Here is a 23,572-nt window from a genome sequence, read left to right as displayed (position 1 = left end):
AGGGAGAGCCGACATGACAACAGCACAACGCACACCGCTGGTCCCGCGGCTCGCCGTATCGATTCTGTTCGCCGCCACGCCGGCGCTGCTGGCCGATGGGCACTCCGTGAGCGATCCGGAGGAAGTGGAGATCCGCATGCCCGGCCCCTGGGGGGATTACAGCGAGGCCATGGAGGACCCGGACGCCGTGGATGCCGATGCCGCCTACGTGGGCCACCGCCGCCACCGTATGCAGCTGCTCTCGGGCTACTACCGCTCCCTGGAGATGGCGCTGCGCTATGACGCCCCCGTGGATCCGGAGACCATCGCCAGGCTGGCCGAGGGCCTGGAGCGCCACGCTCAGGATATCCCCGCGCTGTTCGACCGGGAGACGCCCACCGGGGAGGACGAACCCGGCGCATTGGCGCGTATCTGGGAGGAGCAGGAGCAGTTCCAGGAGCACGTGGACAACTTCGCCGCACAGACGCGCGATCTGCAGCGGGCAATGCCCCAGTCCCCGGCCGATGAGAACGACGCCTGGGAGCCGCGTGCTACGGAAGTGCTGAACGGCGTGCGGCACCAGTGTCTTGCCTGCCATGACACCTTCCGCCGTCGCTGAAACATGCATGAGTTGAATGCGATTGAATAGAAACCATGCATTTGTCGTGGCGATGTCCGGCGCCTAGGCTGCTACCATCTCCCGTTGCGCGCAGCGACGCGCGCGACGCTCCGGTCGCACCATTCAGTGCCGGCAGCCCGTGGGCTCGTGCCGGAAAACCGCGTTAGAGGACTTATGAAGACAAAGATCACCGAACTGTTTGGCATTCAGCACCCGATCATCCAGGGCGGCATGCACCACGTCGGCTACGCGGAACTCGCCGCGGCGGTCTCCAACGCGGGCGGCCTGGGCATCATCACGGCGCTGACCCAGCCCAGCCCCGAGGCGCTGGCCGAGGAGATCCGCCGCTGCCGCGAGATGACCGACAAGCCCTTCGGTGTGAACGTGACGTTTCTGCCGTCCGTGAACACCCCGGATTATCCCGGCTACATCAAGGCCATCATCGATGGTGGCGTCAAAGTGGTGGAGACGGCGGGCAACAACCCGCAGCAGGTGCTGCCGGCGCTGCAGGAAGCCGGCGTTAAGGTCATTCACAAGTGCACCTCCGTGCGGCACGCCCTGAAGGCCGAGTCCATCGGCTGCGACGCGGCAAGCGTTGACGGCTTCGAGTGCGGCGGCCATCCGGGCGAAGACGATGTGCCGAACTTCATCCTGCTGCCGCGTGCGGCCGAGGAGCTCACGATCCCGTTCGTGGCCTCCGGCGGCATGGCCAATGGCCGGTCGCTGACGGCGGCGCTGGCCATGGGCGCCGAGGGCATGAACATGGGCACGCGCTTCATCGCCACCAAGGAAGCGCCGGTGCACGACAACGTCAAACAGGCCATCGTTGCCGCCAGCGAGCTGGACACGCGACTGGTCATGCGGCCGCTGCGCAACACCGAGCGTGTGCTCACCAACGACGCCGTAGAGCGGCTGCTGGAGAAGGAGAAACGCCTGGGTGCCGACCTCAAGTTCGAGGACATCATTGATGAGGTCGCCGGCGTCTATCCACGCATCATGAAAGAGGGCGAGATGGAAGCCGGCGCATGGTCCTGTGGCATGGTTGCCGGGCTGATTCATGACATCCCCACGGTGAAGGAGCTCATCGACCGCACCATGGCCGAGTCCGAGGACCTGATCCGCCAGCGTCTGGCGGGCATGCTCAGCGATTGAGGCCGTCCGCGCACTCAGTGTGCCGTCAAGCGGGATTGCTTCATTGCCTCCTCGGCGATGACCGACAGCATGAGCCAGCGGGAGATACTGCGTTCCAGGTTGATGCGACCGTGGGCGCGGATCTCGCCGCTCTCCATCGCGGGCAGCAGCGCGCGCTGCCCGATCCAGACACGCCCCATGACCCGCACGGTGCTGGCAATGTAGAGGTCTACTTCGAAGCCGGGGTCTGACTGGCACAGGTCCACATCGTCATCCTCGATCAACAGCCACCACCGGGACATCTCCCGGGGCGCATCGCTGTAATCGAACTGGAGCACGGTCCGGCCAGGTGGCAGGCTGGCGGTGTCGATGCGCCGCCGCATGTCCCACATCAACACGCCCGCGTCCCAGTCGGGCCCGTCCGGTGCGCTCTCCACCCACTGCCGCCCCCACAGCCCCATGGCGATGATGATCGGCGCCAGGGACTCGCCGCGCTCGGTGAGCCGGTAGGCCCCGCGACCATCGTGGACGATCACGCCGGCACGCATGAGCTCCCGCAGACGCTGAGCGAGGAGTGGGCGCGACATGAGCGGCACACCCCGGTGGATCTCGTTGAAGCCGGATGAGCCGCTGATGAACTCCCGCATGATCAGCGGCGTCCAGCGCGTGGCAAGAATCTCCGACGCCTTGGCGACGGGACAGAACTGCCCGTAACCCTGTTGCGTGGACATGGTCATCCCTCCTCTTTAGCAGTGCATGTTCAGTCTGCATGCGCGCCGGCATCGCCGTCCGGTTCAGTTTCTGAACTGGCGGGGCGCGGGCGGTTTCCTGATGCTGGCTCTGTGGCGCGCCCAAGCGTCCGGAGCATCGATCAAGGAGGTATGCCATGAACATAGCAGCACATCCCGAGACTGGCGCGATCCGCCCCCACAACGCCGGCCCGTCGGCGGTCTGGTCCAGTGGCGGCGCGGCATATGACGAGATCAGCCGCGGCATCCTCGATGCCATCGAACACACCATCAACCGCCTCCGTCCCGCAGCGGACATGCGCATCCTCGACGTGGCCTCGGGGACCGGCTGGGCGGCACGCCGGGAGCGGCTGCAGGCGTTGCTCGGCGACGCCTTCGACGTGCGTGTTGAAGAGGGCACGTCCTATTACCGCGAGCCCAGCGGCGCGGCCGCCTGGCACACCTTTGCCCAGGGCTACGGCCCGGTCCACGGCGTGCGCCGCTGACGCCACCTGACAGAGGAGGAACGGAGATGCGTTACCTTGAACCGAAGAAGAACGCCCGACGGCCGTGGGCCGTCGCCACAGCGCTGGGGTTGACCGCGCTGCTGACCGCCGGCATCGCACAGGCTGAACCGGAGCCCATCGCCGCGGAACCGCTCATGGAGCGAAACGCGTTCCGCAGTGACGTCTCCATCGAGATCACCCAGCAGCTGGACGGCCTGCCGGAGCAGCGTGTCACCCATGGCGATGCGTCCCACGTGACAGTGGTCCGCTTCACCATCCAGCCGGGAGCCGTGTTCCCCTGGCACACCCATCCCGGAACGGTGCTGGTGAACATCACGGAGGGTGAGTTCGTGTTCGTGTTCGCGGAGGACTGTGAACCCCGTGCGTACGGGCCCGGTGACGTGGTGGTGGATCCGGGGGATACCGTCCACACCTCGTACAACCCCAGCGACGATGAAGAGACCGTGGTCATGGCCGTGCTGATCGGCGCCCCCGCCGAGGGCCCGCTGACCATCCATGTGGACCATGACGAGGGTGTCGCTCTGGACGAGGAGTGCGGCATTGAGCGCAACGGCATGTGAAGTGAAGCGGCCGGGTACGGTCTCGCTCTTGCCGTGCCCGGCCGTGGCTAGAGAAGCGGCATCAGCATTACGGCCAGGAACAGTGCAGTGATCATGAAGATCAGGCGCCCGACGACCGACCACTGCTGCATTTCGCGCTCGAGACTGGAGAGGCCAAGCACGGCAGGGGTTGTCCAGCTGGACGGGCTCAGACGCGCCATCAGGTCCGGGAGCGGGGGGCGGGGCTGCCGCGGTCGGTGCCCCTTCAGCACCAGGGCGGCGATGCCGAGGCCGAGCAGTATTGGCCACGTCGCACCGATGAGGCCCGGCACGGTCCAGGCGTCATGGGAAACGTCCTCACCACGGAACCACGACCACGGCAGTAGCGTGGCGGCGAGAACCAGTGTCAGCCACAGCAGCACCGGCGCCCATGGTTGGTCTTTGCCGTGCGCAGGCTCCGTGATCCGTGTACACCAGAGAAACCGAAGCATCAGCAGGGTCGTGGCGATGGCGGCGACGTAGAGCGATGGAGACAACCAGTGCGTCAGCGCGCTGAGTTCCGTTGCTGCATCCAGTGCTGCCTTGCTGAGTGCGCCGCTGGTCAGCGGTGCCCCGGCGAGTGCCAGAGCGGGTAGCCACAACCCGCCCCACACCAGTCGTCGCGCCTGTCCGCCGGCGGCGTCGAGAATGCCTGTGCCCAGGAACAGTGCGCCCTTGTTGAGCCCGTGGTGCATGACGAGGATCGCCATCGCCGTGTAGGCGGTTGGCGCCGCCTCTGCATGCGTCAGCGCGATGCCGGCCATGATCACCAACAGGCCCATCTGACTGACACTCGACCAGGCCAGCACCGTTTTCGCGCGCCGCGCCGCCGTTCCTCGCGCTGCACCGTACAGGGCCGTGACCAGGCCCAGCAGAACAAGCATCAGCCCGGGTTCCGGCAGCTGACCGGCCACGGGCTCGCTGATGCGCCACCAACCAAGCGCTCCCGCCTTGATCATGACCCCGCTGAGCACTGCGCTCGCCGCAACGGGTGCCACCGGGTGAGCCAGAGGCAGCCACGCGTGCAACCCGAATACGCCGAGCTTCATGGCGAAGCCGAAGGCCAGCAGCCCCGCTGCCAGCGGAATGACCGTCATCGGTGCCGAGAAGTCGGGGAGAACACCTCCGGGCGTGTGCGCCATGAGGATCGCGACGGCCATCATCATGGCCACCTCACCCAGCATCATCATCGCCAGATAGACCCGCCCCGCGGCGCGGGCCTGCTGCTGTCGGGAGTGGACGATCAGCCCGTAGGAGGCGAACGTCATGGCCGCCATGCCCACGTAGAACGTCAGCAGATCCTGCGCGTGGATCAGCGTCAGGTTGCCGGCAAGCGCGCCCAGCCATGCCAATGCGAACACCGGGTGACGGCCCGGCCTGTCACCCGTGTACACAGCGAACCAGCCCGCGACGCCCCAGAGCAAGGATGCCGCGACCAGGAACAGCCGGGTGACGGCGTCCATGCCGACGCTTGCGATCTGAACGGCGTCGGGGGTGAGCAAAGCGCTCAGCAGGGCAGGCACCGGGGCCAGGGGCAGCGCCCATGCCAGGGCGCGACGGTGCAGTGTTGCCAGCATGCAAAGCAAGGGGGCGGTGAGGCCGGCCACGAAGAGCGTCATGGCCGCAGTGTCGCCGGTGACACTGGCCATCACTGTGTCCGGAGACGTGAGCGCGAGCGGCCACGCAATACCGGCAGCCACCGCGCCCAGAGCGAGCAATAGCGCCGTGCAGGCCAGCGCCAGCGGAGGCTTCGCGGCCTCACGCTCGACAGCGCTACGGGGGCGAACCGCCACGTCGATCATGCGGAACAGGTAGGTGGCCGTGAGCAGGGTGCCTGCCAGGATCACCGCGATCCAGACCCAGGCCTGTTCGACGATGGCGGCCTGCAGCAACCAGAGTTTACCGGTGAACCCACCCGTTGGGGGCAGGCCGATCAGTGAGGCAGATGCCACGGCCATGGCAATCCATGCGATCCGCAGCCCCGACTGGGGCGTGCCGAGCCCTGCCATGGCATCGCTGCCGCGCGCCTTGATCACGCAGCCCGCACCAAGAAAAAGCGCCGCCTTGGCAAGACTGTGCGCGACCATGAGCAGCACGGCACCGTTCCACGCAAGGTCGCCGGAGGCCGTTGCCGCCAGCGGGAAGACCAGCATGCCGAATCCCACCTGCGACACCGTGGAGTAGGCAATGAGCATCTTGAGGCGACGCTGCAGAAGCGCCTGCGTACCACCCCAGATGACCGCGCCGGCACCAAGAATACCCAACAGCGAGGCCGCACCGGTTTCAAGAAAATCGGACAACGGCCCGAACCACAGACGAATCAGCAGGTAGTAGGACGCCGCAACGACCACGGCCGACAGGGCGGCGCTGACCACCGTGGGCGCGCGGCCGTGCGCTTTCGGCAACCAGAAGTGAAGCGGGAACACGGCGCTCTTGAGTAGCAGTCCTACGGTGACGAAGGCGACTGCGACGGCCGTCGCCGGCTCCACGGCGATCTGCGCGCCCAGGAGTTCCAGATCGAGCACGCCGTATTGCCCATAGAACAGGGCGACACCCATCAAGTAGATCGATGAGCCCAGCACCATGGCGAGCAGATAACGCCACGCTGCCCCCAGCGCATCCTCTCCGGCAAGGGCGATCAGCCCGACGGCGGCGAGCGTCAGGAATTCCAGCGCCACGAACAGGTTGAACAGGTCGGCTGACAGGAACAGTGCATTGATCCCCGCCAGCAGGAACAGCCATAACGGCCAGAACAAAGGTGCCCGTTCGTCTTCCACGCGACGGAAGACCGCGGCGATGGTGCCGATACCCGTGGACAGTAGCAGCATCAGCGCGGCCAGCCCGTCGACGACCCACACGATCCCAAGCGGCGCTCCCCATCCGGCGAGCTCGTGCTGCACGGTGCCGTCCACCATCACGCTGACGGCGAGCACCAGCGCCGCGAGCAGCGTGATGCAACCGCTGCCCACGCCCAGTGCCGCGCCGAAGCGCGGCGCAATGAACGCGCCAACGGCCGCGGCCAGGGGCAGACAGGCGAGTACCACCATGGCCCACTCGACGGTGGTCATTGATCACCCTCCGGGCGGCCGCGGGCGGTGTCCGAGCCGCCGGGCGAGAGGCGAATCAACAGGGCCAGGGCCACTGCCGTGGTGCTCACGGTAACCACGAGGCCGGTCAGCACAATGGCGTGAGGAACCGGGTCCACCGGATCTGTGAGGTCCGCGACGGTCACCAGCAGCAGAAACACCGCGGAGGTCAGGACGTTCAGCGACAGCAGTTTGCGCAGCATGTGCGTGGATGCAAACAGGCCGTGGAGCCCAAGGACGAACAGTGCGCAGGCGAGGATCGCATAGAACATGGTCAGTCCTCGGCCTCCCAGTGATCCGGCGGGCGACCACAGAGGTAGACCGCAAACATGAGCAGCGCGATGGACAGCGCTGCACTGATCTCGAGAGCGAGGATCAAGGGGGCGGCCAGTGCGGGCGGATAGGCGAAAAAGGTGCCAGCCAGGGCGGCCATGGCGACGGCCACCGCCAGCATGGCGACCAGGCCAAGTGAGAGCAGCCAGCGCCAGGGTCCCTGTTCTTCGCCGGTCAGCCAGGGTCGTGCGCCGGCGAGCACCATGAGTATGCCCCCCGCGCCCATGACGGCCCCGGCCTGGAACGCACCGCCGGGGGCGTGGCTGCCCCGCCAGAGCAGATAGGTGGCGGCGAGCACGAATACCGGAAACAGTGCACGCCCCAGGGCCGGGAGGGCCGGTGACGGCATCTTCGGGACGATGGGGCTGGGTGCCGGGCCAAGAGACCAGATTGCCACCACACCGACCAGCAGCACGCCGATCTCCAGCAACGTGTCGAACGAGCGGAAGTTCAGGAGTACCGCGGTCACCGGGTTGTCGACACCGGACTGCCCCAGTGTCCGTGCCACGTCCACTCCCAGGCCCGGAGCCGGGAGCTGCCAGGCCGTCAGGCCGAGCACCAGTGCCGTGACAGCAGCAAACGGCAGCCAGAACACGAGCTCGGCGGGATGGCGCCAGTGCAGCCGCCCTGCATCGGAACCATCCTTCAGGCGCGCCAGCGCTGACAGCAGCAGCGCACCCGTGGCGCCAGCGCCGATGGCCGCTTCTGCGAGGGCGATGTCCGGAGCCTCCAGGCGCACCCAGATCAGCGCCATGACCAGCCCGAACACCATGTAACTCACGACGGAACGGAACAGGCCCGGCGCATGCATGGCCTGCCACGCCAGCCAGAGCAGCGCCAGCCCCAGGAGCCCGTCGAAGGTGTGCGCCAGCCAGTCCATTACAGGCCGTGGGGTTTGACGCCGCGAGCGAGTGCCGTGCGCGCGATGAGCCCGGCCCCCGTGGCTGATGCGATCAGCATGAGAACCCAGATCATCAGCAGCTTCAGCGTGACCAGCACGCTGCCGGACTGCAGCCCGAGGCCGAGACAGACCAGCCCGAGGCCGACGTTGTCGCCCTTGGCCAGTGCGTGCAGGCGGCTGTAGGTGTCCGGTAGACGCAGCAGGCCGAGCGTGCCGAACAGAAAAAAGGGCACCCCGGCGACGACCAGCGCCGCCCCGATTACGCCAACCACGGTCATCGGTTCCCCCCGTCGTGGTCGTCCGTGTCGGTGGTGGGCTTCAGTGCCGACCAGGCCCGGCTGACGAAGGTCACCACCGCCAGTGCCGAGAGCAGGGCGAAGACCAGCGCCACGTCGACCAGTGGTGGCCGGTCGGTGGCAAAGGCCAGCAGCAGCATGATCACCACCGCGGAGGTGGAGAACATCTCCGCGGCCAGCATGCGGTCGGCGGGATGTGGCCCGCTGAGAATGCGGACAAGGCCGACCGTGGTGTTCAGCAGGAGCACTACGGCCAGGATCAGGAACAGCTCATTCATCGGCATCCACCTGTTGCTGCAGCATCCCCGCGATGACGCTCTCCAGCCGGCTGACGTTGGCGACGGCCAAGCGGGAGTCACCAATGGTGTGCATGGTCATGGCGTCGTCCGTAATGCGCACGCACAACGTGCCCGGCATGAGATTGATGATGTTCGCGAGGAAGATGCGGCCGCCGTTCGGCGGCAGGCGCCAGACGTAATCAACCAGTGCCGGAGTGAGCCGTTGGCGCGGATTCAGCGTGCGCCAGGCCGTGTCCAGTGCGCCCTGGACCGACAGCTGCAGAAACAGCCACGAGAACCGCAGCAATCCTGCGGGGCTGAGGCGCCACCGATGACTCGGTTCGAAGGGGTTGAACAGCGCCGCCACGGCAATGGCCGGCAAGCCCCAGAGCCAGGACCCGGGGTCACCCCGCGTCAGCAGCAACCAGATCAGAGCGTAGAAGGCCAGGCGCAATGCGAGGCCGGAACCGCGCTTCTGGGAACGGAGCCAGCCGTTCAGTCCTGCCCGTTGAATGACCGCCCCCGGTGTGTTTGCTGGTTGATCAAGCCCATGTGTCGGGGCAACCATACCGAATGCCGCACGGCGCGCAAAGGCCGTGCGCCGTCACACGTGAATGTGTTCCTTCGGCACCACAATGTGCGCGCGGTGTCCCAGCTCTTCTCGCAGGCGGCGTCTCATGGCGGCGAGGGCGTCCGGTTCGCCGTGAATCAGGTGGATCTGTCCAAGCCGGTCGAATCCGCCGATCCATCGGGTGATTTCTGCTGCGTCACCGTGGGCTGAGAGGCCGTTAATGGCGATGATCCGTGCCCGGAAGTGGACGTCGGCGCCGTGGAACGGAACCACCGGCTCGCCGTCGACGATGCGGCGTCCCTTGGTGCCAGGGACTTGGTAGCCGACAAACACCACGCTGTTGTCGGGGTTGCCGGCGTGGAAGCGGAAATGGTGGCCGATCCGTCCACCTTCACACATGCCCGCCCCCGCGATGATGATGGCGGGTTCGTCCAGCCTGTTCAGCGCCATGGATTCGTCGGGGGTCTGCAATAGTTGCAGCCCCGGGAACCGGAACGGCGCCTCTCGCGTCGCGAAGTGCGTGTTCACCTCGGGTTTCAGCTCGTTGTCGAACCGCGGGTACAGCGCCGTCAGCCGGATGCCCAGGGGGGTGTCCACGTATACTGGCACCTCCAGTGTGCCGCGCGCCTCCATCAGCGAGAGCAGGTAGATCAACTCCTGGGTCCGGCTGAGCGCGAAGGCCGGGGTCAGGGCGATGCCGCCGCGGTCGGTGGTCTCTCGGAGTGCCGATTCCAGGTCTGCGACGGCCTGCTCCAGTGGCGGGTTTTCCCTGTCGCCGTAGGTGGCTTCCACGAACACCGTGTCTGCGTCCCGAAGCGCCTCCGTGCCGGGGATCAGCGTCCGTTGCGGGCGGCCGATGTCGCCGGAGAACACCAGGCGTTTCGTCTGTGCCGATTCCTGGAACGTCAGCTCGACCATGGCGCTGCCGAGGATGTGGCCGGCGCGGTACAGCGTGACGCGCACGCCGGCCATAAGCTGCTCGGCGACGTGGTAGGGCAGCAGCCTGTTCGGCATGCGCAGCACGCGCGCAACGTCGTCGGCGTCATAGAGCGGCTCGGAAGCGGTGCCTTCCTTCTGTCGGCGGGCGCGGGCCTCTGCCTGAAGCACGTTGGCACTGTCTGCGAGCATCTCGCGTGCGATGGCGTAGGTGGCAGGCGTCGTGATCAGCGTGCCCGAGAAACCGTGTTTGTAGAGGAGAGGGACGCGGCCAATGTGATCCAGATGGGCATGGGTCAGGATCAGGACGTCGACACTCCTCGGGTCGAAGGGGAAGGGGTCATGGTTCCGGGCTTCCCCCTCGCCCTGGAACAGCCCACAGTCGATCAGAACCCGGAGGCCATTGATGTCGGCGAGGTGCATGGAACCGGTGACCTCGCCGGCGGCACCGAACGATGAGACGGTAGCCATGTCAGGTTTGCGATCGATCCTTCATCCAGGTGAGTACTCTCGGCCACAGGTCGCGGTGGGCGCTGGCGCCGACCATCATCCCCACGTGCTGCAGCGAGACCCCGGGTTCGTCCTCGTACCAGAACAGGGCGCGGTCGTCCGTGCCCAGTGCGTCGAGCACCGGAAGGACCGACGCCGGTGATGCGATTTCGCACTGGCGGTTCAGAACACAGCCGACCGGTGCGTGGATATCCCCGGGTGCCACCGATCGCCCGGCGATGCTCACGCGGCGGGTCATGAACCCGTCCTGCCGGTAGAGAATGGTGACCAGATCCGAGAACAGCTGCCGGGGCATGGCGCTCTCGCCCAGCGTCCAGCGCTCCACCAGCAGATGGCAGCGCAGTCGGTCGGGGTGCCCCAGGGAGGAGAGCAAGTCGGTGGCGCGCTGGTAGACGAATGTCTGCGGTGATGCGGTTACGCCGATCAGGTTCAGCATCGAGCCGGGGATGACGCTGCCGTCCGCAGCGTCCACCGGGGTGTCGGGATAGGAGGCCACCACCCGCGCCAGCGCGCCGGTCTCCGGTGCAAAGTGCAGCGGGGCGCCGAGCACCACGAGCCCCCGGATCACGTCCGGGTGGCCGGCGGCAAACAACGCCGCCAGCGTGCCGCCCAGGGAGTGGCCGCTGAGGAGGAGCCGGTCCTCGCCGGTGTCGCGTCGGACGGCGTCGACACACGCGCTCAGCATGCGGTCGGCGTAATCCTGCAGCCCCAGGGGGCCGTCTGCCTCCGTGGCATCGGGCCATTCCACCAGGTACACGCGAAAACCGGCGTCCAGGTGCTGCTGCACCACGCTTGCCGTCGGGCTGAGATCCCAGATATCGGGCGTCTTGATGGGTGCCGGCACCAGCAGAACCGCCGGTCCGTCGGCTGCGGCCCCCGCGTAGCGCCGCACCGATGCGCTGGATGCCGTCTCCAGGCGCTCGTGGGGCGCGGACTGCGGGCCGAGCCCGAGGGCATCGTAGATGCCGGCGAGCCAACGCCGCTGGTGGTCCACGGTGAGTAGTGCCGTGTGCAGTGGAGAAAACGTGCGTTGCGGGATATCTTCAGTCACGGCCATTGACCCTAAAGAGTGGCAACATTAGCTCCAAATGTAGCCCAGCAAACCGCGGGCGCCAGTACGTGGGCTCCTGGCACCTGGATCTCCGCGCGCCCCGCTATGGTGCGCCATCGGTTCTGGATGCACAGACCAGGTGCGATTTCAGGCTTCGTATGGGGTAACCGGAAGTGTCCGGGTCGGCTCTCATTCGGCTCCAGTCGCGGGTTTTCCGTCGAAGTGCGCGATCTGGCATGCCGTATGCTTGATGTCCGGTCGAGGCGGGTGAGCTGGAGGCACCCAGTGCTGTCGCAACGGCGCGGTGGCGAGAGGTGATCCATACGGAGCGCCCGCTCAGTTGCCCGAGCGCCGTCGGTCCTGGTGCCGGGTTGCGGTCATGGATGTGGTCGTGTTTGGGAAGTTGACAGGATTCATTCTCTGTGTATGACTAAATAGGACGCGCCTGCATCAGAGTCGATGCTGGCGCAGCAAGACAAATCGGGCACAGAAGCCCCCCATGCTGACACTGACGTGTTTGGCGTGGGGGGCTTTTTTTGTTGCAGCGAATTTTCCGGGAGCTGCCTGTGGCGCTGCCGGTCACAACGGGCTGGAGGGTAGTCCCATGAAGCGACGTGATTTGTTGAAGGGTGTGGCGTTTGGCGGTGTTGCCGGAGCGGTTTCGTTGAGCGGATTCCCCGGAATCTGGACGGGGCGCGGTACGGTGCTCGCGGCGAGCGGCGATATTCCGGTTGGCGTGCTGTTCTCGCAGACCGGGGCCGTCGCCGTGGTGGAGAGCACGCTGCACGACGCGTGCATGATGGCCATCGAGGAGATCAACGACAACGGCGGCATCAACGGCCGCATGATCACCCCCTACGTCGAGGATCCGGCCTCGGATCCGGCCACGTTCGCTGATCGGGCGAACCGCCTCGTCCGGCGCGACAACGTGATCTCGGTGTTTGGCTCCTACACCTCGGCCAGCCGCCAGGCGGTGCTGCCGGTGGTGGAGGGGCAGAACAACCTCTACTGGTACCCGACGCTGTACGAGGGGCGCGAGTGTTCCCGCAACGTGATGTACGGCGGCGCCGTGCCTAACCAGCAGCAGCAGGATTTCGTGCCGTGGCTGAAGGAGAACTTCGGCGGCCGTTTCTACCTGCTTGGCAACGACTACGTCTACCCACGTGAAGAGAACAACGTCTGCCGCATGATCCTCGATGAAATCGGCGGCGAGGTGGTGAACGAAGAGTACGTGCCCATGGGCCACGACAGCTTCAGTTCCATCGTCAGTCGCATCCGCCGCGACGAACCGGACGTCATTTTCTGCACGCTGGTGGGCGACTCCGATGTGGCGTTCCAGCGCGAATACCGCAGCGCGGGGCTCGATCCGGACCGCATGCCGGTGGCCAGTCTCACCCGGTCCGAGGTGGAAGTCGCCGCCATCGGGGGCGATGCCGCAGCCGGTCACTTCTCGTCCGCGCCGTACTTCATGGGTCACGAGTCCGCGGAGAACGAGCGGTTCGTGGAAGCCTATCTGCGCAAGTACGGCGACGATCAAGTGACTCACTTCGTCAATGAAGCGGCCTACTTCCAGGTGTACCAGTTCAAGGCGGCCGTGGAAGCGCTCAATGGCGAGGAGCTCACCCCGACGGCGATTCGTGACGCGGCCGTGGGCCTGCGCTTCCAGGCGCCCCAGGGCGAGGTGGAGATCGACGCCAATCTGCACACCCATCTGTGGCCGAAGATCGCTCAGTGGCAGTCAGACGGGCAGGCCGAGGTCGTGGTGGAGTCGGACGAGCGCATGGCGCCGGAGCCTTACTGGGCATACGAGGGCCAGGTCTGCACGGCCAACGGGCTGGAAAACGCCTGACCAGTCGGCTGCAACCGGGAACGTGAATCCGTCGGCCCCATGGATGGGGTCGGCGGCCCCTTCAGGCGGTGACGGTCGCTGGGAGTGAGTCATGGAAGCGTGGGTCAACGAGATATTCATCGGTATCAGCCTCGCCTCGATCCTGCTGATGGTGGCCATCGGGCTGGCGATCATTTACGGCACCATGGGCGTCATCAACCTCGCTCACGGGCAGTTCGTCATGCTCGGTGCCTACGGTGCGTGGCTGCTGCAGACGCAGTACGGGGTCAGCATCGTGGTTTCACTGCCAGTGGTATTCCTGGTGGTCGGCCTGGTGGGGTTTGTGGTCGAGCGCACCATCATCCAGCGTCTGTACCACCGGCCACTGGACACCATCCTCGCCACCTGGGGGATCGGTATTGTCCTGGAGCAGCTCGTTCGCAACGTGTTCGGCTCCAGTTCCAGGTATGTGGCGCGCCCGGAGTTCCTTGAGGGCGGGTACATCATCCTCGGTGCCCACGCGTCGTCCTACCGGTTGTTCATCATCTTTTTCTCTCTGGGGATGCTGGCGGCCACCTGGTACCTGCTGTTCCGCACCGAGTTCGGTACCAAGCTGCGCTCGGTGATCCAGAACACCGAGATTTCCGAGTGTTACGGCATCAGCGCCAAGCGCGTGTATGCGTTGACGTTCGCCTACGGGGCGGGGCTGGCAGGGATCGCGGGGGCATTGATTACGCCCCTGGTCAGCGTGACGCCGACGATGGGTACAAGCCTGGTGGTGGACGCCTTCCTGGTCGTCATCGTCGGTGGCGTCGGCAGTCTGGTTGGCACAGCCGCATCCGCGTTGATGATCGGCGAGGCCACCGCATGGCTGTCCTACGTTCTCAACGACACCACGGGCCGGATTCTGATCCTGTTGGGCGTGATCGTACTCATCCGTTTCCGGCCACAGGGCCTGTTCCCGGACACCGTTCGGCGCTGAGGGGGCACCGCGATGAACACGGGTTTCAAGATCGATTGTATCGGCTATGGGTTGTTCGCTGCCTTCGTGCTCCTGGTGATGCCATGGATGGTGGATTTCAGCGGCTACGAACTGAACAGTTACGCCCGCTACCTGGCCCTTGGCATGGTCGCCGCCGCACTGGCCCTTTCCTGGGGTACTGCCGGAATACTCAACCTCGGGCAGGCACTCACGTTCGGGGTTGGCGCATACATCATGGCCATGCATCTGAAGTTGCGTGCCAGTGAGTCGCTGCCCGGTGGCATGCCCGATTTCATGGGCTGGACCAACGTGGAAGCGCTGCCCTGGTTCTGGCAGCCGTTCCATTCGCTGCTGTTCACCCTGGGTGCCGGGGTGCTCATCCCCGTGGGGATTGCGTGTCTGCTGGGCGTGTTCATGTTCCGCGGCCGCATTACGGGTGTGTTCGTCGCCATCATTACACTCTCGCTCATGCTTGCGGTTCAGTTATGGATCATCAGCGAGCAGCGCTTCACGGGTGGCGAGAATGGAATCACCGGCCTGGCACCGCTGAACCTCTTCGGCTGGAGCGTGGATACCTACGAACTGTCCTTCTATTACCTGGTGGCGGGCTGCCTGCTGGCCGGGTTGGCAGTGGGGCTCGGTCTCGTGCGCAGCAAGGCCGGCCTGGTGCTGCGGGCCATCAAGGCGGACCCGGAGCGTGTCCGGTTCTTCGGCTACGACGTGGCCCGTTACGAAACACTGGCATTCGCCACTTCCGCCGGCATCGCCGGTGTGGCCGGCATGCTCTACGCGCTGGTGCTGGAGTTTGCCTCACCCACCTACATGGGACTGTCCATCAGTCTGGCCATCGTCATCTGGGCCGCCGTGGGCGGACGCGAGTCCATGGTTGCGGCGGCCCTCGGTGGTATCGGCGTGAACATGGCCGAGGGACGGCTTTCCGATCTCTTCTTTGATCAGTGGACGCTCATGCTCGGCGTCATTTTCATCGCCGTGGTGCTGTTTCTTCCCCGTGGCATCTACGGGTTGGTGGCCACCGCCCGCGATTACCTCGAAGCGCGTTACACAGAGCGGGTGGCTATGGCGTTGAACCGGGAGCAGGACGACGCCGCACGGCCCGTGGCGGACCGAGGGGAGGTGAAATAATGGCTGCGCTCACCCTGGATGCTCTGACCGTGAAGTTCGGCGGCCTCGTGGCTGTCGATCATCTCGACCTGCAGGTCCGCGACGGCGAGTTGCGCTGTCTGCTGGGGCCCAACGGTGCGGGCAAGTCCACCACGCTGGATCTGATCTGTGGCAAGACCCAGCCCACCTCCGGCCGGATCCTGCTCGGCAACCAGGACATTACCAATCTGCCCGAGTTCAAGCGCGCCCGCGCCGGCGTCGGCCGCAAGTTCCAGACACCGACAGTGTTCAAGGACCTCACCGTGATCGAGAACCTGGAGGTAGGGCGGTCGTCCGAACCCGGGATTCTGACGACGCTGCGGGTGTTCCGGTCGCCGGTGCGCGGACGCATGAAGGAGGTCCTCGGCCTGGTTGGCCTGGAGAACGAGATCCGCACCCGTGCGGAGAACCTCTCCCATGGCCAGATGCAGTGGCTGGAGATCGCCATGCTGCTGATGCAGGACTGCCGCGTCATTCTCATGGACGAGCCGACGGCCGGCATGACGGTGCAGGAGACCAGCCAGACCGCCTCGTTGCTCCGGGAGCTGCGCGGCGACCACACCATGATCGTGGTCGAGCACGACATGACCTTCGTCCGGGAGATCGCCGAGACGGTCACGGTCATGGACCAGGGGGCGCTGCTCTCCGAGGGCAGCATCGAGGCCGTTGAAGCCGACCCGGCGGTCCGGGAAGCCTACCTCGCCGATACCGGAGATGAAGCCCATGCTTGAGGCCCAGGCACTGTACTCGTACTACGGCAAGAGCCCGATCCTCCAGGATGTGGATTTCAGCGTGGAGGAGGGTGGCTTTCTCGGGATTGTCGGCCGTAACGGTGTCGGCAAGACCACCCTGCTGCGCACCATCATGGGGCTGACCGACCGTGCCGCCGGCAGCCTGCTTTTTCAGGGAGAGAATCTCCTGGGCATGCGCACCCCCCAGCGCGCCGGGGCCGGTATCGCGTACATCCCCCAGGGGCGGGAGGTCATCCCGCGCTTTACCGTGCGGGAGAACCTGCTCATGGGCACGTTTCCGCGCAAGGACGGCGCCCGGACCATACCCGAGCACATCTTCGAGCTGTTTCCGATTCTCGCCGATTTCATCGATCGCCGTGGTGGCGATCTCTCCGGCGGGCAGCAGCAACAGCTCGCCATTGGCCGGGCGCTGGCCATGGATCCCAAGGTCCTGCTCCTGGACGAGCCCACCGAGGGGATTCAGCCGAACATCGTGCAACAGCTCGAGGACGTCATGCGCCGGCTCAACAAGGAGATGGGGCTGACCATCGTGCTCGTGGAACAGAACACCCGATTCGTACGCCAGACCGCCGACCACTTCGTCCTGCTGGACAAGGGGCGGGTGGCGATGCGTGGCCGCGGCGAGGAGCTGACCAACGAGGTCGTTGATCGTTACCTCGCTCTCTAGTGGAAGCAGTCCTTTGCGCTCCAAGCAGGAGGAGTATCGACATGCGTCATGGTGACATTTCCAGCAGTAACGATACCGTCGGTGTGGCGGTGGTGAACTACAAGATGCCGCGGCTTCACACCAAGGCCGAGGTCCTGGACAACGCCCAGAACATTGCCGACATGATCGTGGGCATGAAAAAGGGCTTGCCGGGCATGGATCTGGTGATCTTTCCGGAGTACAGCACCCACGGAATCATGTACGACCCGGACGAAATGATGGCCACGGCATCCACCATCCCGGGTGACGAGACGGAGATCTTCGCCAAGGCGTGCCGTCAGGCCAACACCTGGGGTGTGTTTTCGCTCACCGGTGAGCGCCACGAGGATCATCCGAGGAAGAACCCCTACAACACCCTGATATTGATGGATAACCACGGGAAGATCGTGCAGAAGTACCGCAAGGTGATCCCGTGGTGCCCGATCGAGGGGTGGTATCCGGGCGGTCAGACCTTCGTCAGCGAGGGGCCGAAAGGGATGAAGGTCAGCCTCATCATCTGTGACGACGGCAACTATCCGGAGATCTGGCGTGACTGCGCCATGAAGGGGGCCGAGTTGATCGTGCGCTGCCAGGGGTACATGTACCCGGCCAAGGATCAGCAGGTGATGATGGCCAAGACCATGGCGTGGGCCAACAACAGCTACGTGGCCGTGGCCAACGCGGCCGGCTTTGACGGGGTCTACAGCTACTTCGGTCACTCGGCGCTGATCGGCTTCGACGGCCGAACCCTGGGCGAATGCGGAGAGGAGGAAATGGGCATCCAGTACGGTCAGTTCTCGCTGTCCCAGATCCGCGACGCGCGCGAGAACGACCAGTCCCAGAACCACCTGTTCAAGCTGCTGCATCGTGGCTACACCGGCATGCATGCATCGGGGGACGGTGACAAGGGGCTGGCCGAGTGCCCGTTCGAGTTCTACAAGACCTGGGTGACGGAAGCGCAGAAGGCGCAGGAAAACGTGGAGGAAATCACCCGGTCGACGGCGGGGACGGCCCAGTGTCCGGTGGGCAGTGTGCCGTACAAGGCGGAGGAGACCGAAGCCGGTCGCTGACGCTGTACAGCCCGTGCATCTGCCTGCGGGTGGATGCACGGGCCCTATCCCGTCCCGAATGCGGGGCCCATGGACAGCGCAAGGAGGCTTGATGCCGTTCATCAATGACATGCTGGACTCGGTCGAACGACAGGGCGCTGACAAGGCTGCACTGGCCGCCGAGAATCAGACCACCACGCCCGCGGCTGATGGCGGCGCGGGCGCTGGCCTGCAGAGCCGTTTCCGGTTCGATATTGGCGCCGTCATGGCGACCGTGCGGCACGAAGTGCGGGGGCAGCCCCATGCACTGGATGCCATCGAGCGGATGCTCAAGGTGGTGCGCGCCGACATCGCCGACCCGCGCCGACCGCCCTTTACGGCCTTGTTCCTCGGCCCAACCGGCGTCGGCAAGACCGAGACAGTGCGGGCGCTTGCTCGGGGCCTTTACGGTGACGCCGATGCCATCTGCCGTGTGGACATGAATACGCTGTCCCAGGAGCACTACGCCGCCGCACTCACCGGCGCGCCGCCGGGATATGTGGGTGCAAAGGAAGGCAAGACCATACTTGACCAGGAGCTGCTCGAGGGGCATCGGGGCAAACCCGGTATCGTGCTTCTGGACGAGATCGAGAAAGCCAGCCCCGAGGTCACCCAGGCGCTGCTGAACGTATTCGACAACGGCCTGCTCACTGTTGCGTCCGGCGAGCGGACCTACAGCTTCCGTAATGCGCTGGTGTTCATGACCAGCAACTTGGGCGCGCGCGAGATAGAGGAACGGGGGCGTCGTGAGAGCAGCGGTTGGCGTCGGCTGCTGCCCCGGCGCCGCGAGGCGTTGCACGACATGCTTCTGGCCCGCCTGAATCGCCATTTCTCGCCGGAGTTCGTCAATCGCATTGATAACGTCAGCGTGTTCAACTGGATCGAGCGGGAACTGGTCGAGGAACTGGTGGACGTGGAGATCGAGCGGCTCAACCGGCGCCTGCAGAAGCACGGTTGCAAACTCCGCCTGACCCCGCCGGCGCGTCGTTTCCTGGCCGATGCCGGTTTCGACCGACAATACGGGGCCAGAGCCCTTCGCCGCACGCTACGCGCCGAGGTCGAGGTGCCTTTCGCGGAGTTTCTGCTTGAGAACGCCGGTGCAGTGCAGCCGGCGGGTGGCGAGTTGCTCCTTTATGAAGCCGATCTGGCGGGGGGGCGCGTGCGGTTCATGCCCGGATAGTGAAGGTGAGATGCAGCAGTCTCCTGCTAGGATCCGGGGAGCTGCCAGCCCTGCGTCGAGGGCGCCGGGAGCGTCGTCGTTGTCATTCATTCGGAGGCTCCATAACCCGCCATGAAGGGATACACAGATAAGCCCTGGTCCGTTGGCATCCTGTTTTCACAGACAGGTGTAACGGCCATTATTGAACAGTCTCAGCTCAACGGGGCGCTGCTCGCCATTGATGAGATAAACGAGGCCGGCGGCATTGAGGGGCGACCGATCGACCCGGTGATTCTCGATCCGCAGTCCGAGCCCGCTCGCTACCGTGAACTGGCGGAGCAGCTGCTTGCCGATCCGGACATCAACGTCATCTTCGGCTGTTACATGTCCTCCTCCCGGAAGGAGGTGCTGCCGGTCGTCGAGCGTCACAACGGCCTACTGTTCTACCCCACGCTCTACGAGGGGTTCGAGTACTCCCCGAACGTCATCTACGGAGGCGCTGCTCCGAACCAGAACAGCCTGCCCCTCGCCATGTACCTCATGGAGAACTGCGGTTCGCGCTTCTATTTCGTTGGCTCGGACTACATTTATCCGCGCGAATCGAACCGCGTGATGCGCAACATCGTGCGCCAGGGCGGTGGCGAGGTGGTTGCCGAAGAGTACGTGGATCTCAATGCAGGGCCCGAGGATTTTCAGGCTATTCTTGAAGATATCGCCCGGGTGGAACCCGACGTAATCTTCTCCACCGTCGTCGGCACCGGAACCGTCAATTTCTATCGCGCCTATCACGCCAGTGGTGGCGATGGGCGCAAACGACCCATCGCCAGCCTGACCACCAACGAGGCGGAGGTGGCGGCGATGGGGCCGGAGGCCGCGCTCGGGCACATCACCGCCGCGCCGTACTTCCGGAATCTGCCGGGAGAGGCGAACAGCGTGTTCCTGGAGCGCTACCGGGCGAAGTTCGGCGAAGTGCGAACGGTAACCAGTTGCTGCGAGGCAGCGTACTTCCAGGTGCACCTGTTCGCGAATGCGCTGCGGCTGACTGGCACGACCAGCGCGGATCCGCTTCGGCGCGTGTTGCGCGGGGCGGAGTATGAGGCGCCTCAGGGCCGAATCAAGATCGACCCAGACAATAATCACACGTATCTCCAGTCGCGAATTGCACGGGTAACCGTGGACGGAGAATACAGGCTGGAGCGGGAGGCAACCCGTCCGATCAAGCCTGACCCCTACCTCGCCGTACCGGCGCTGAACGACTGGGCCAACGCGCCCATACGGAAGGAGTGATGGACAACGAGGACATCATACAGCGGCTGCGTGGCCTGAACGTTCTGGTGCTGCACCCGAGAGACGGCGATGCCGAAGAGTTGCTGCAGCAGCTCATGCGGATCGGCTGTCGTGCGCAGGCGATCTGGCCACCGCCGAGGATGTCCACGGAGCAGGTCGACCTCGCCTTTGTCGAGGTGCGGGAGAAACCGTCCGAAGTCACTGCGGATTTTCTCAAGCGGCAGCAGGAGCGGCCCACGTTGATCGGGCTGGCCGGCTACGAGAGCCCGTCGGTGCTGCACAACCTCATTGACCTGGGGGTGGACGGGGTGTTGCCGAAGCCGGTGCGGCCATACGGGGTGCTGAGCAGCATCGTCAACGCCCGTCGTATCTGGCAGGAGGGCCGGAAGAAAGAAAAACTGATCACCAAGCTGAAGAGCAAGGTCGAGAACAGTCAGAAGCTCAATGAAGCCAAGCTTGTGCTCATGCGCATCCACGGCATCGAGGAAGAGCAGGCGTACCGCGCCATCCGTCATCAGGCCATGGAGTGCCGCAAGACAGTCACGGAGATCGCGCAGTCAATCATCGAATCCAATGCCTTGCTCCACAACCTCGTTGTGCGGCCCAAGGCGGGGGATGAGTCCGTTGATGAAAGTGGCCGTGATTAGCGGGTCCGGCAACGCCCGCTACGCGGTCACTCCGTCATCGGCGTGCGGAAGCGCTCGTCCAGCCGTTCCACTTCCGTGTCGATGTCCTCCTCCGGCTCCATGTCGCTGCTCTCCAGGCGGTGCCGCGCCGTGGGCAGCCGGATTTCGAACTCCACGCCGTTGATGTTGAGCGGCTCGATGCTGACCCGGTGCGCCTTGCGTTTGGGGGTGTAGTCCAGTCGCCAGTGCGGGCGCTCCGGGTGCGCAGAGTCGAAATGGCGCTGCTTGCCGCTGGCGGCGAAGTCGTCCAGACGCTGGGTGTCGTCGCTGTCCTCCGGGGTGATTTCCACGCTCTTCAGTGGTGAGCCGAACGTCCATTCACGGGCGCCGTCGGGCTCGCCGTCGTGCGCGGTGATGTCCAGCGTTTCGGTGATCACCTCGCCGTCGTCCAGCTCCAGCCGCACGGTGTAGCGCGCGGTCGGGGTTTCGATGTTGTGCACGTCGATGCGGCCTTCGTAGCCCTTCACGATCTCGCCCACGAAGTACAGCCCCAGCCCGCGGCCGTGGTGTTCCTTGGTGCGGCGCGTGGAGTAGCCGAGCTGGAAGAGGTTGTCGCGGTCGTCGTCGCGGATGTGCGGGCCGCGATTGTACACGCGCAGGCACGCGTGGCCGTGCTCCTCGGTGAGGGTGAGGGCCACGGGCGCGAACGCCTTTTTGAAGCCGCGCTTGTTGGCGAAGAACTGCGCGTTCTTGAGCAGATTCTCCAGCAGCAGCACCAGGTGGTTCTCGTTGCCCAGCAGCTCACCGGCCGGTTCCAGATGCACGGTCCACTTGCTGTCGTGCAGGGTGTAGCCGGTGTCGTCATCGGGGGCGGGCATCGTTTCGTTGCGCACCACGGCAAGCGCCCGCCACGCGGCGCGCTGAGGCAGATAGGCCGGCTCGTAGGGCAGGGCGGCGTGGTCGTCACCCTGGAGCTCCCGCTGCACGTAGTGCTCCTCGCATTCGCACAGCAGATTGCCGATGTGCAGGGCGAGGTTGTCGGCGGTGGAGAGATCGAGTAGATCCCAGAGATAGCGCATGGCGTCCAGGGCGGCTTCGTATTCCGCCTGCCGGGCGGCGGCGTCCGGATTGTCGGTGCCGGCTGCGTCGAGCGCCGCGCGGTTGGCGGCGGCCGCATGCTGCAGGGCCGTCTGCACCTTGTCGAAGCTGATCACGCCGTTGTGGCGCACTTCCGCGGCGATGCTCTTGAAGTGCAGAAACTTCTCGTCGTACTCGATGTACTCCAGCAGCTTGTCGCTGATGAACAGCTTCAGTTTGTCGGCGTGGCCGGAGTAGGTGTGCGCCTTCATCTGCAGCTGCTTCTTGCGCTCCCACAGCGCGTCGAGCTGGCGGTTCAGGTGCAGCAGATCGGCTTTCTGGCCGGCGTACTGGCGCCGGTAGCGGCGCAGGTCCAGAAGCAGCAGCAGGATGAACCCGCCCAGCGCTCCGTAGGCGGCGTCCAGCCGCAGCCATTCGCGCGGGATGTCGTAGTAGGTGGCGAGCCAGGGCTCGGTCACCGCCAGCAGGTAGGTGAGCGCGAGCAGGGCGCCCAGGGCGCTCAGCCACGGGAAAGTGACCTTGGTGATCCGCGTGGTCGGGCGGCTGATGTCGGCGTCGTCGGTGTCGGTCATGTCTCGGCTCCCTTGACCGGTCGCCAGCAATACGCGCCTTCGTCGCCGAAGGTAACGATGCCTTCGCCGCCGTCGCAGATGGCCTGGAAGCGGCCATCACCGCCCATGGCCTGGTCGAACGCGCGGCGCAGGGTGCGGATGTGCTGGCGGTAGCTGGCGTAGGAGAAGCGGTCCGTGTCGGTATCCAGGTGCTCGGCCATCTGCTCGGTGGTCACGGCGCGGGGCGAGGCCTCCACCAGGTAGCGCAGGATCTTGCGCGGCATGGGCGCCAGCGGGCGTTTCGCATTGGCCGGGTTCATGAGCTTGCTGCCGCGCCAGTACACCTCCCAGGTCACGGTATCCAGGGTGAGATCGCCGCTTTGCAGCACGTCGCCGGACTGCGCCGGGCCGGGCTGGCGCATGTCGCTCTGGCGGAGCGCCGCCTTGATCCGCCAGCACAGCACCTGCTCCACGTTGCGCTGATGTTTGGCGATGAAATCCCGGGCGCCCGAGGTCTCGAACGCCTGCTCCTCGATGCCGGTGCCGCTGTGCTCGGAGAGGTAGATGATGGGCAGGTCGGGCCACTTGCGCTGCAGCGCGCGGGATACGGAGAAGCCGGCGGCGTCGTTGCCGTTCATGTTCGCGTCCAGCAGGGCGAGATCCGGTGCGCCGTCGTCGCTCACCTGGCGGATGTGCTGGCAGGCGGCCTCCGCGAACTTGAACACCTGCACCTCGGTCGGCGCGGCGTCAAATGCCGTCTCCTCCAGCACCGGCCTGAATCGCTCGATCCAGTGCAGCTGGTCTTCCACCCACAGAATCACCGCCATGGCG

General features: G+C 65.4%; 24 protein-coding genes. 13 read left to right on the top strand and 11 right to left on the bottom strand.

What is annotated here, in order from left to right:
* Positions 1-13 precede the first annotated feature (13 nt).
* Both ACNSTU_RS04085 and ACNSTU_RS04080 read left to right on the top strand, forming a co-directional pair.
* The gene (locus ACNSTU_RS04085) at positions 14-598 is read left to right on the top strand and encodes a cytochrome c (RefSeq protein WP_290635381.1); all 585 of its coding nucleotides are present in this window, start codon (positions 14-16) and stop codon (positions 596-598) included.
* Positions 599-772: 174 nt separating this feature from the next.
* On the top strand, positions 773-1,750 hold the full coding sequence (locus tag ACNSTU_RS04080) for an NAD(P)H-dependent flavin oxidoreductase (RefSeq protein WP_290635383.1): 978 nt from the start codon (positions 773-775) through the stop codon (positions 1,748-1,750).
* Between the two features lie 14 nt (positions 1,751-1,764).
* Here the strand turns inward: ACNSTU_RS04080 and ACNSTU_RS04075 are convergent, their stop codons facing one another.
* On the bottom strand, positions 1,765-2,460 hold the full coding sequence (locus ACNSTU_RS04075) for a winged helix-turn-helix transcriptional regulator (RefSeq protein WP_290635385.1): 696 nt from the start codon (positions 2,458-2,460) through the stop codon (positions 1,765-1,767).
* 155 nt (positions 2,461-2,615) lie between these two features.
* On the opposite strand from ACNSTU_RS04075, the gene ACNSTU_RS04070 reads away from it, so the two are divergent.
* Positions 2,616-2,963: a hypothetical protein gene (locus ACNSTU_RS04070; RefSeq protein WP_290635387.1), complete on the top strand. Its 348-nt coding sequence runs from the start codon at positions 2,616-2,618 to the stop codon at positions 2,961-2,963.
* 26 nt (positions 2,964-2,989) lie between these two features.
* Positions 2,990-3,544, top strand: coding sequence for a cupin domain-containing protein (locus ACNSTU_RS04065; RefSeq protein WP_290635389.1), 555 nt, complete (start codon positions 2,990-2,992; stop codon positions 3,542-3,544).
* Between the two features lie 47 nt (positions 3,545-3,591).
* Here ACNSTU_RS04065 and ACNSTU_RS04060 read toward each other — a convergent pair whose 3' ends face one another.
* The 8 genes from ACNSTU_RS04060 to ACNSTU_RS04025 form a co-directional block, all read right to left on the bottom strand.
* A complete protein-coding gene (locus tag ACNSTU_RS04060) occupies positions 3,592-6,630 on the bottom strand; it encodes a proton-conducting transporter membrane subunit (protein WP_418212105.1) in 3,039 nt (1,012 codons plus the stop codon).
* Positions 6,627-6,920 (bottom strand): cation:proton antiporter subunit C, encoded by a 294-nt coding sequence (locus tag ACNSTU_RS04055; RefSeq protein ID WP_290634926.1) that lies wholly within the window; start codon positions 6,918-6,920, stop codon positions 6,627-6,629. The genes ACNSTU_RS04060 and ACNSTU_RS04055 overlap by 4 nt, the downstream gene beginning before the upstream one ends.
* A 2-nt stretch (positions 6,921-6,922) precedes the next feature.
* Entirely contained in the window at positions 6,923-7,861 is a 939-nt protein-coding gene (locus tag ACNSTU_RS04050; protein WP_290637096.1) for a Na(+)/H(+) antiporter subunit B, read from the bottom strand.
* Entirely contained in the window at positions 7,861-8,160 is a 300-nt protein-coding gene (gene mnhG, locus ACNSTU_RS04045) for a monovalent cation/H(+) antiporter subunit G (protein ID WP_290637097.1), read from the bottom strand. The genes ACNSTU_RS04050 and mnhG overlap by 1 nt, the downstream gene beginning before the upstream one ends.
* On the bottom strand, positions 8,157-8,456 hold the full coding sequence (locus ACNSTU_RS04040) for a monovalent cation/H+ antiporter complex subunit F (RefSeq protein WP_290637098.1): 300 nt from the start codon (positions 8,454-8,456) through the stop codon (positions 8,157-8,159). Before ACNSTU_RS04040 ends, mnhG begins: the two co-directional genes overlap by 4 nt.
* Positions 8,449-8,910 (bottom strand): Na+/H+ antiporter subunit E, encoded by a 462-nt coding sequence (locus ACNSTU_RS04035; RefSeq protein WP_290637099.1) that lies wholly within the window; start codon positions 8,908-8,910, stop codon positions 8,449-8,451. The genes ACNSTU_RS04040 and ACNSTU_RS04035 overlap by 8 nt, the downstream gene beginning before the upstream one ends.
* 150 nt (positions 8,911-9,060) lie before the next feature.
* A complete protein-coding gene (locus ACNSTU_RS04030) occupies positions 9,061-10,434 on the bottom strand; it encodes an MBL fold metallo-hydrolase RNA specificity domain-containing protein (protein WP_418212104.1) in 1,374 nt (457 codons plus the stop codon).
* Between the two features lies 1 nt (position 10,435).
* A complete protein-coding gene (locus ACNSTU_RS04025) occupies positions 10,436-11,524 on the bottom strand; it encodes an alpha/beta fold hydrolase (RefSeq protein WP_290637101.1) in 1,089 nt (362 codons plus the stop codon).
* Positions 11,525-12,128: 604 nt separating this feature from the next.
* Between ACNSTU_RS04025 and ACNSTU_RS04020 the strand changes: the two genes are divergently transcribed.
* The 9 genes from ACNSTU_RS04020 to ACNSTU_RS03980 all read left to right on the top strand — a co-directional run bounded on the left by ACNSTU_RS04020 (position 12,129) and on the right by ACNSTU_RS03980 (position 21,113).
* Positions 12,129-13,373 (top strand): transporter substrate-binding domain-containing protein, encoded by a 1,245-nt coding sequence (locus ACNSTU_RS04020; RefSeq protein ID WP_290632517.1) that lies wholly within the window; start codon positions 12,129-12,131, stop codon positions 13,371-13,373.
* 91 nt (positions 13,374-13,464) lie between these two features.
* The gene (urtB, locus tag ACNSTU_RS04015; RefSeq protein WP_290632519.1) at positions 13,465-14,334 is read left to right on the top strand and encodes an urea ABC transporter permease subunit UrtB; all 870 of its coding nucleotides are present in this window, start codon (positions 13,465-13,467) and stop codon (positions 14,332-14,334) included.
* 12 nt (positions 14,335-14,346) lie between these two features.
* Entirely contained in the window at positions 14,347-15,477 is a 1,131-nt protein-coding gene (gene urtC, locus ACNSTU_RS04010; RefSeq protein WP_290632521.1) for an urea ABC transporter permease subunit UrtC, read from the top strand.
* Complete coding sequence (gene urtD / locus ACNSTU_RS04005) at positions 15,477-16,226, top strand: urea ABC transporter ATP-binding protein UrtD (protein ID WP_290632523.1); 750 nt, start codon at positions 15,477-15,479, stop codon at positions 16,224-16,226. Before urtC ends, urtD begins: the two co-directional genes overlap by 1 nt.
* The gene (gene urtE / locus ACNSTU_RS04000) at positions 16,219-16,914 is read left to right on the top strand and encodes an urea ABC transporter ATP-binding subunit UrtE (protein WP_290632525.1); all 696 of its coding nucleotides are present in this window, start codon (positions 16,219-16,221) and stop codon (positions 16,912-16,914) included. The genes urtD and urtE overlap by 8 nt, the downstream gene beginning before the upstream one ends.
* A gap of 41 nt (positions 16,915-16,955) precedes the next feature.
* Positions 16,956-18,002, top strand: a complete 1,047-nt coding sequence (locus ACNSTU_RS03995; protein ID WP_290632527.1) for an aliphatic amidase — start codon at positions 16,956-16,958, stop codon at positions 18,000-18,002.
* A 91-nt stretch (positions 18,003-18,093) separates the two neighbouring features.
* Positions 18,094-19,200 carry an AAA family ATPase gene (locus tag ACNSTU_RS03990; protein WP_290632529.1) on the top strand — a complete coding sequence of 369 codons (1,107 nt, stop codon included), beginning with the start codon at positions 18,094-18,096 and terminating at the stop codon, positions 19,198-19,200.
* A 111-nt stretch (positions 19,201-19,311) separates the two neighbouring features.
* Complete coding sequence (locus ACNSTU_RS03985; RefSeq protein WP_418212103.1) at positions 19,312-20,466, top strand: transporter substrate-binding domain-containing protein; 1,155 nt, start codon at positions 19,312-19,314, stop codon at positions 20,464-20,466.
* A complete protein-coding gene (locus ACNSTU_RS03980) occupies positions 20,466-21,113 on the top strand; it encodes an ANTAR domain-containing response regulator (RefSeq protein ID WP_290637102.1) in 648 nt (215 codons plus the stop codon). The genes ACNSTU_RS03985 and ACNSTU_RS03980 overlap by 1 nt, the downstream gene beginning before the upstream one ends.
* A gap of 26 nt (positions 21,114-21,139) precedes the next feature.
* On the opposite strand, the gene ACNSTU_RS03975 is transcribed toward ACNSTU_RS03980, so the two are convergent.
* Both ACNSTU_RS03975 and ACNSTU_RS03970 read right to left on the bottom strand, forming a co-directional pair.
* A complete protein-coding gene (locus tag ACNSTU_RS03975; RefSeq protein WP_290637103.1) occupies positions 21,140-22,762 on the bottom strand; it encodes an ATP-binding protein in 1,623 nt (540 codons plus the stop codon).
* Positions 22,759-23,568, bottom strand: a complete 810-nt coding sequence (locus tag ACNSTU_RS03970; RefSeq protein WP_290631852.1) for a response regulator transcription factor — start codon at positions 23,566-23,568, stop codon at positions 22,759-22,761. Before ACNSTU_RS03970 ends, ACNSTU_RS03975 begins: the two co-directional genes overlap by 4 nt.
* Positions 23,569-23,572 lie beyond the last annotated feature (4 nt).

It is taken from the genome of Aquisalimonas sp. APHAB1-3 (assembly GCF_048323695.1).
GTDB lineage: Bacteria > Pseudomonadota > Gammaproteobacteria > Nitrococcales > Aquisalimonadaceae > Aquisalimonas.
Note: the sequence above shows the minus strand (reverse complement) of the source record. Positions and strands in the feature narration are given on the sequence as shown.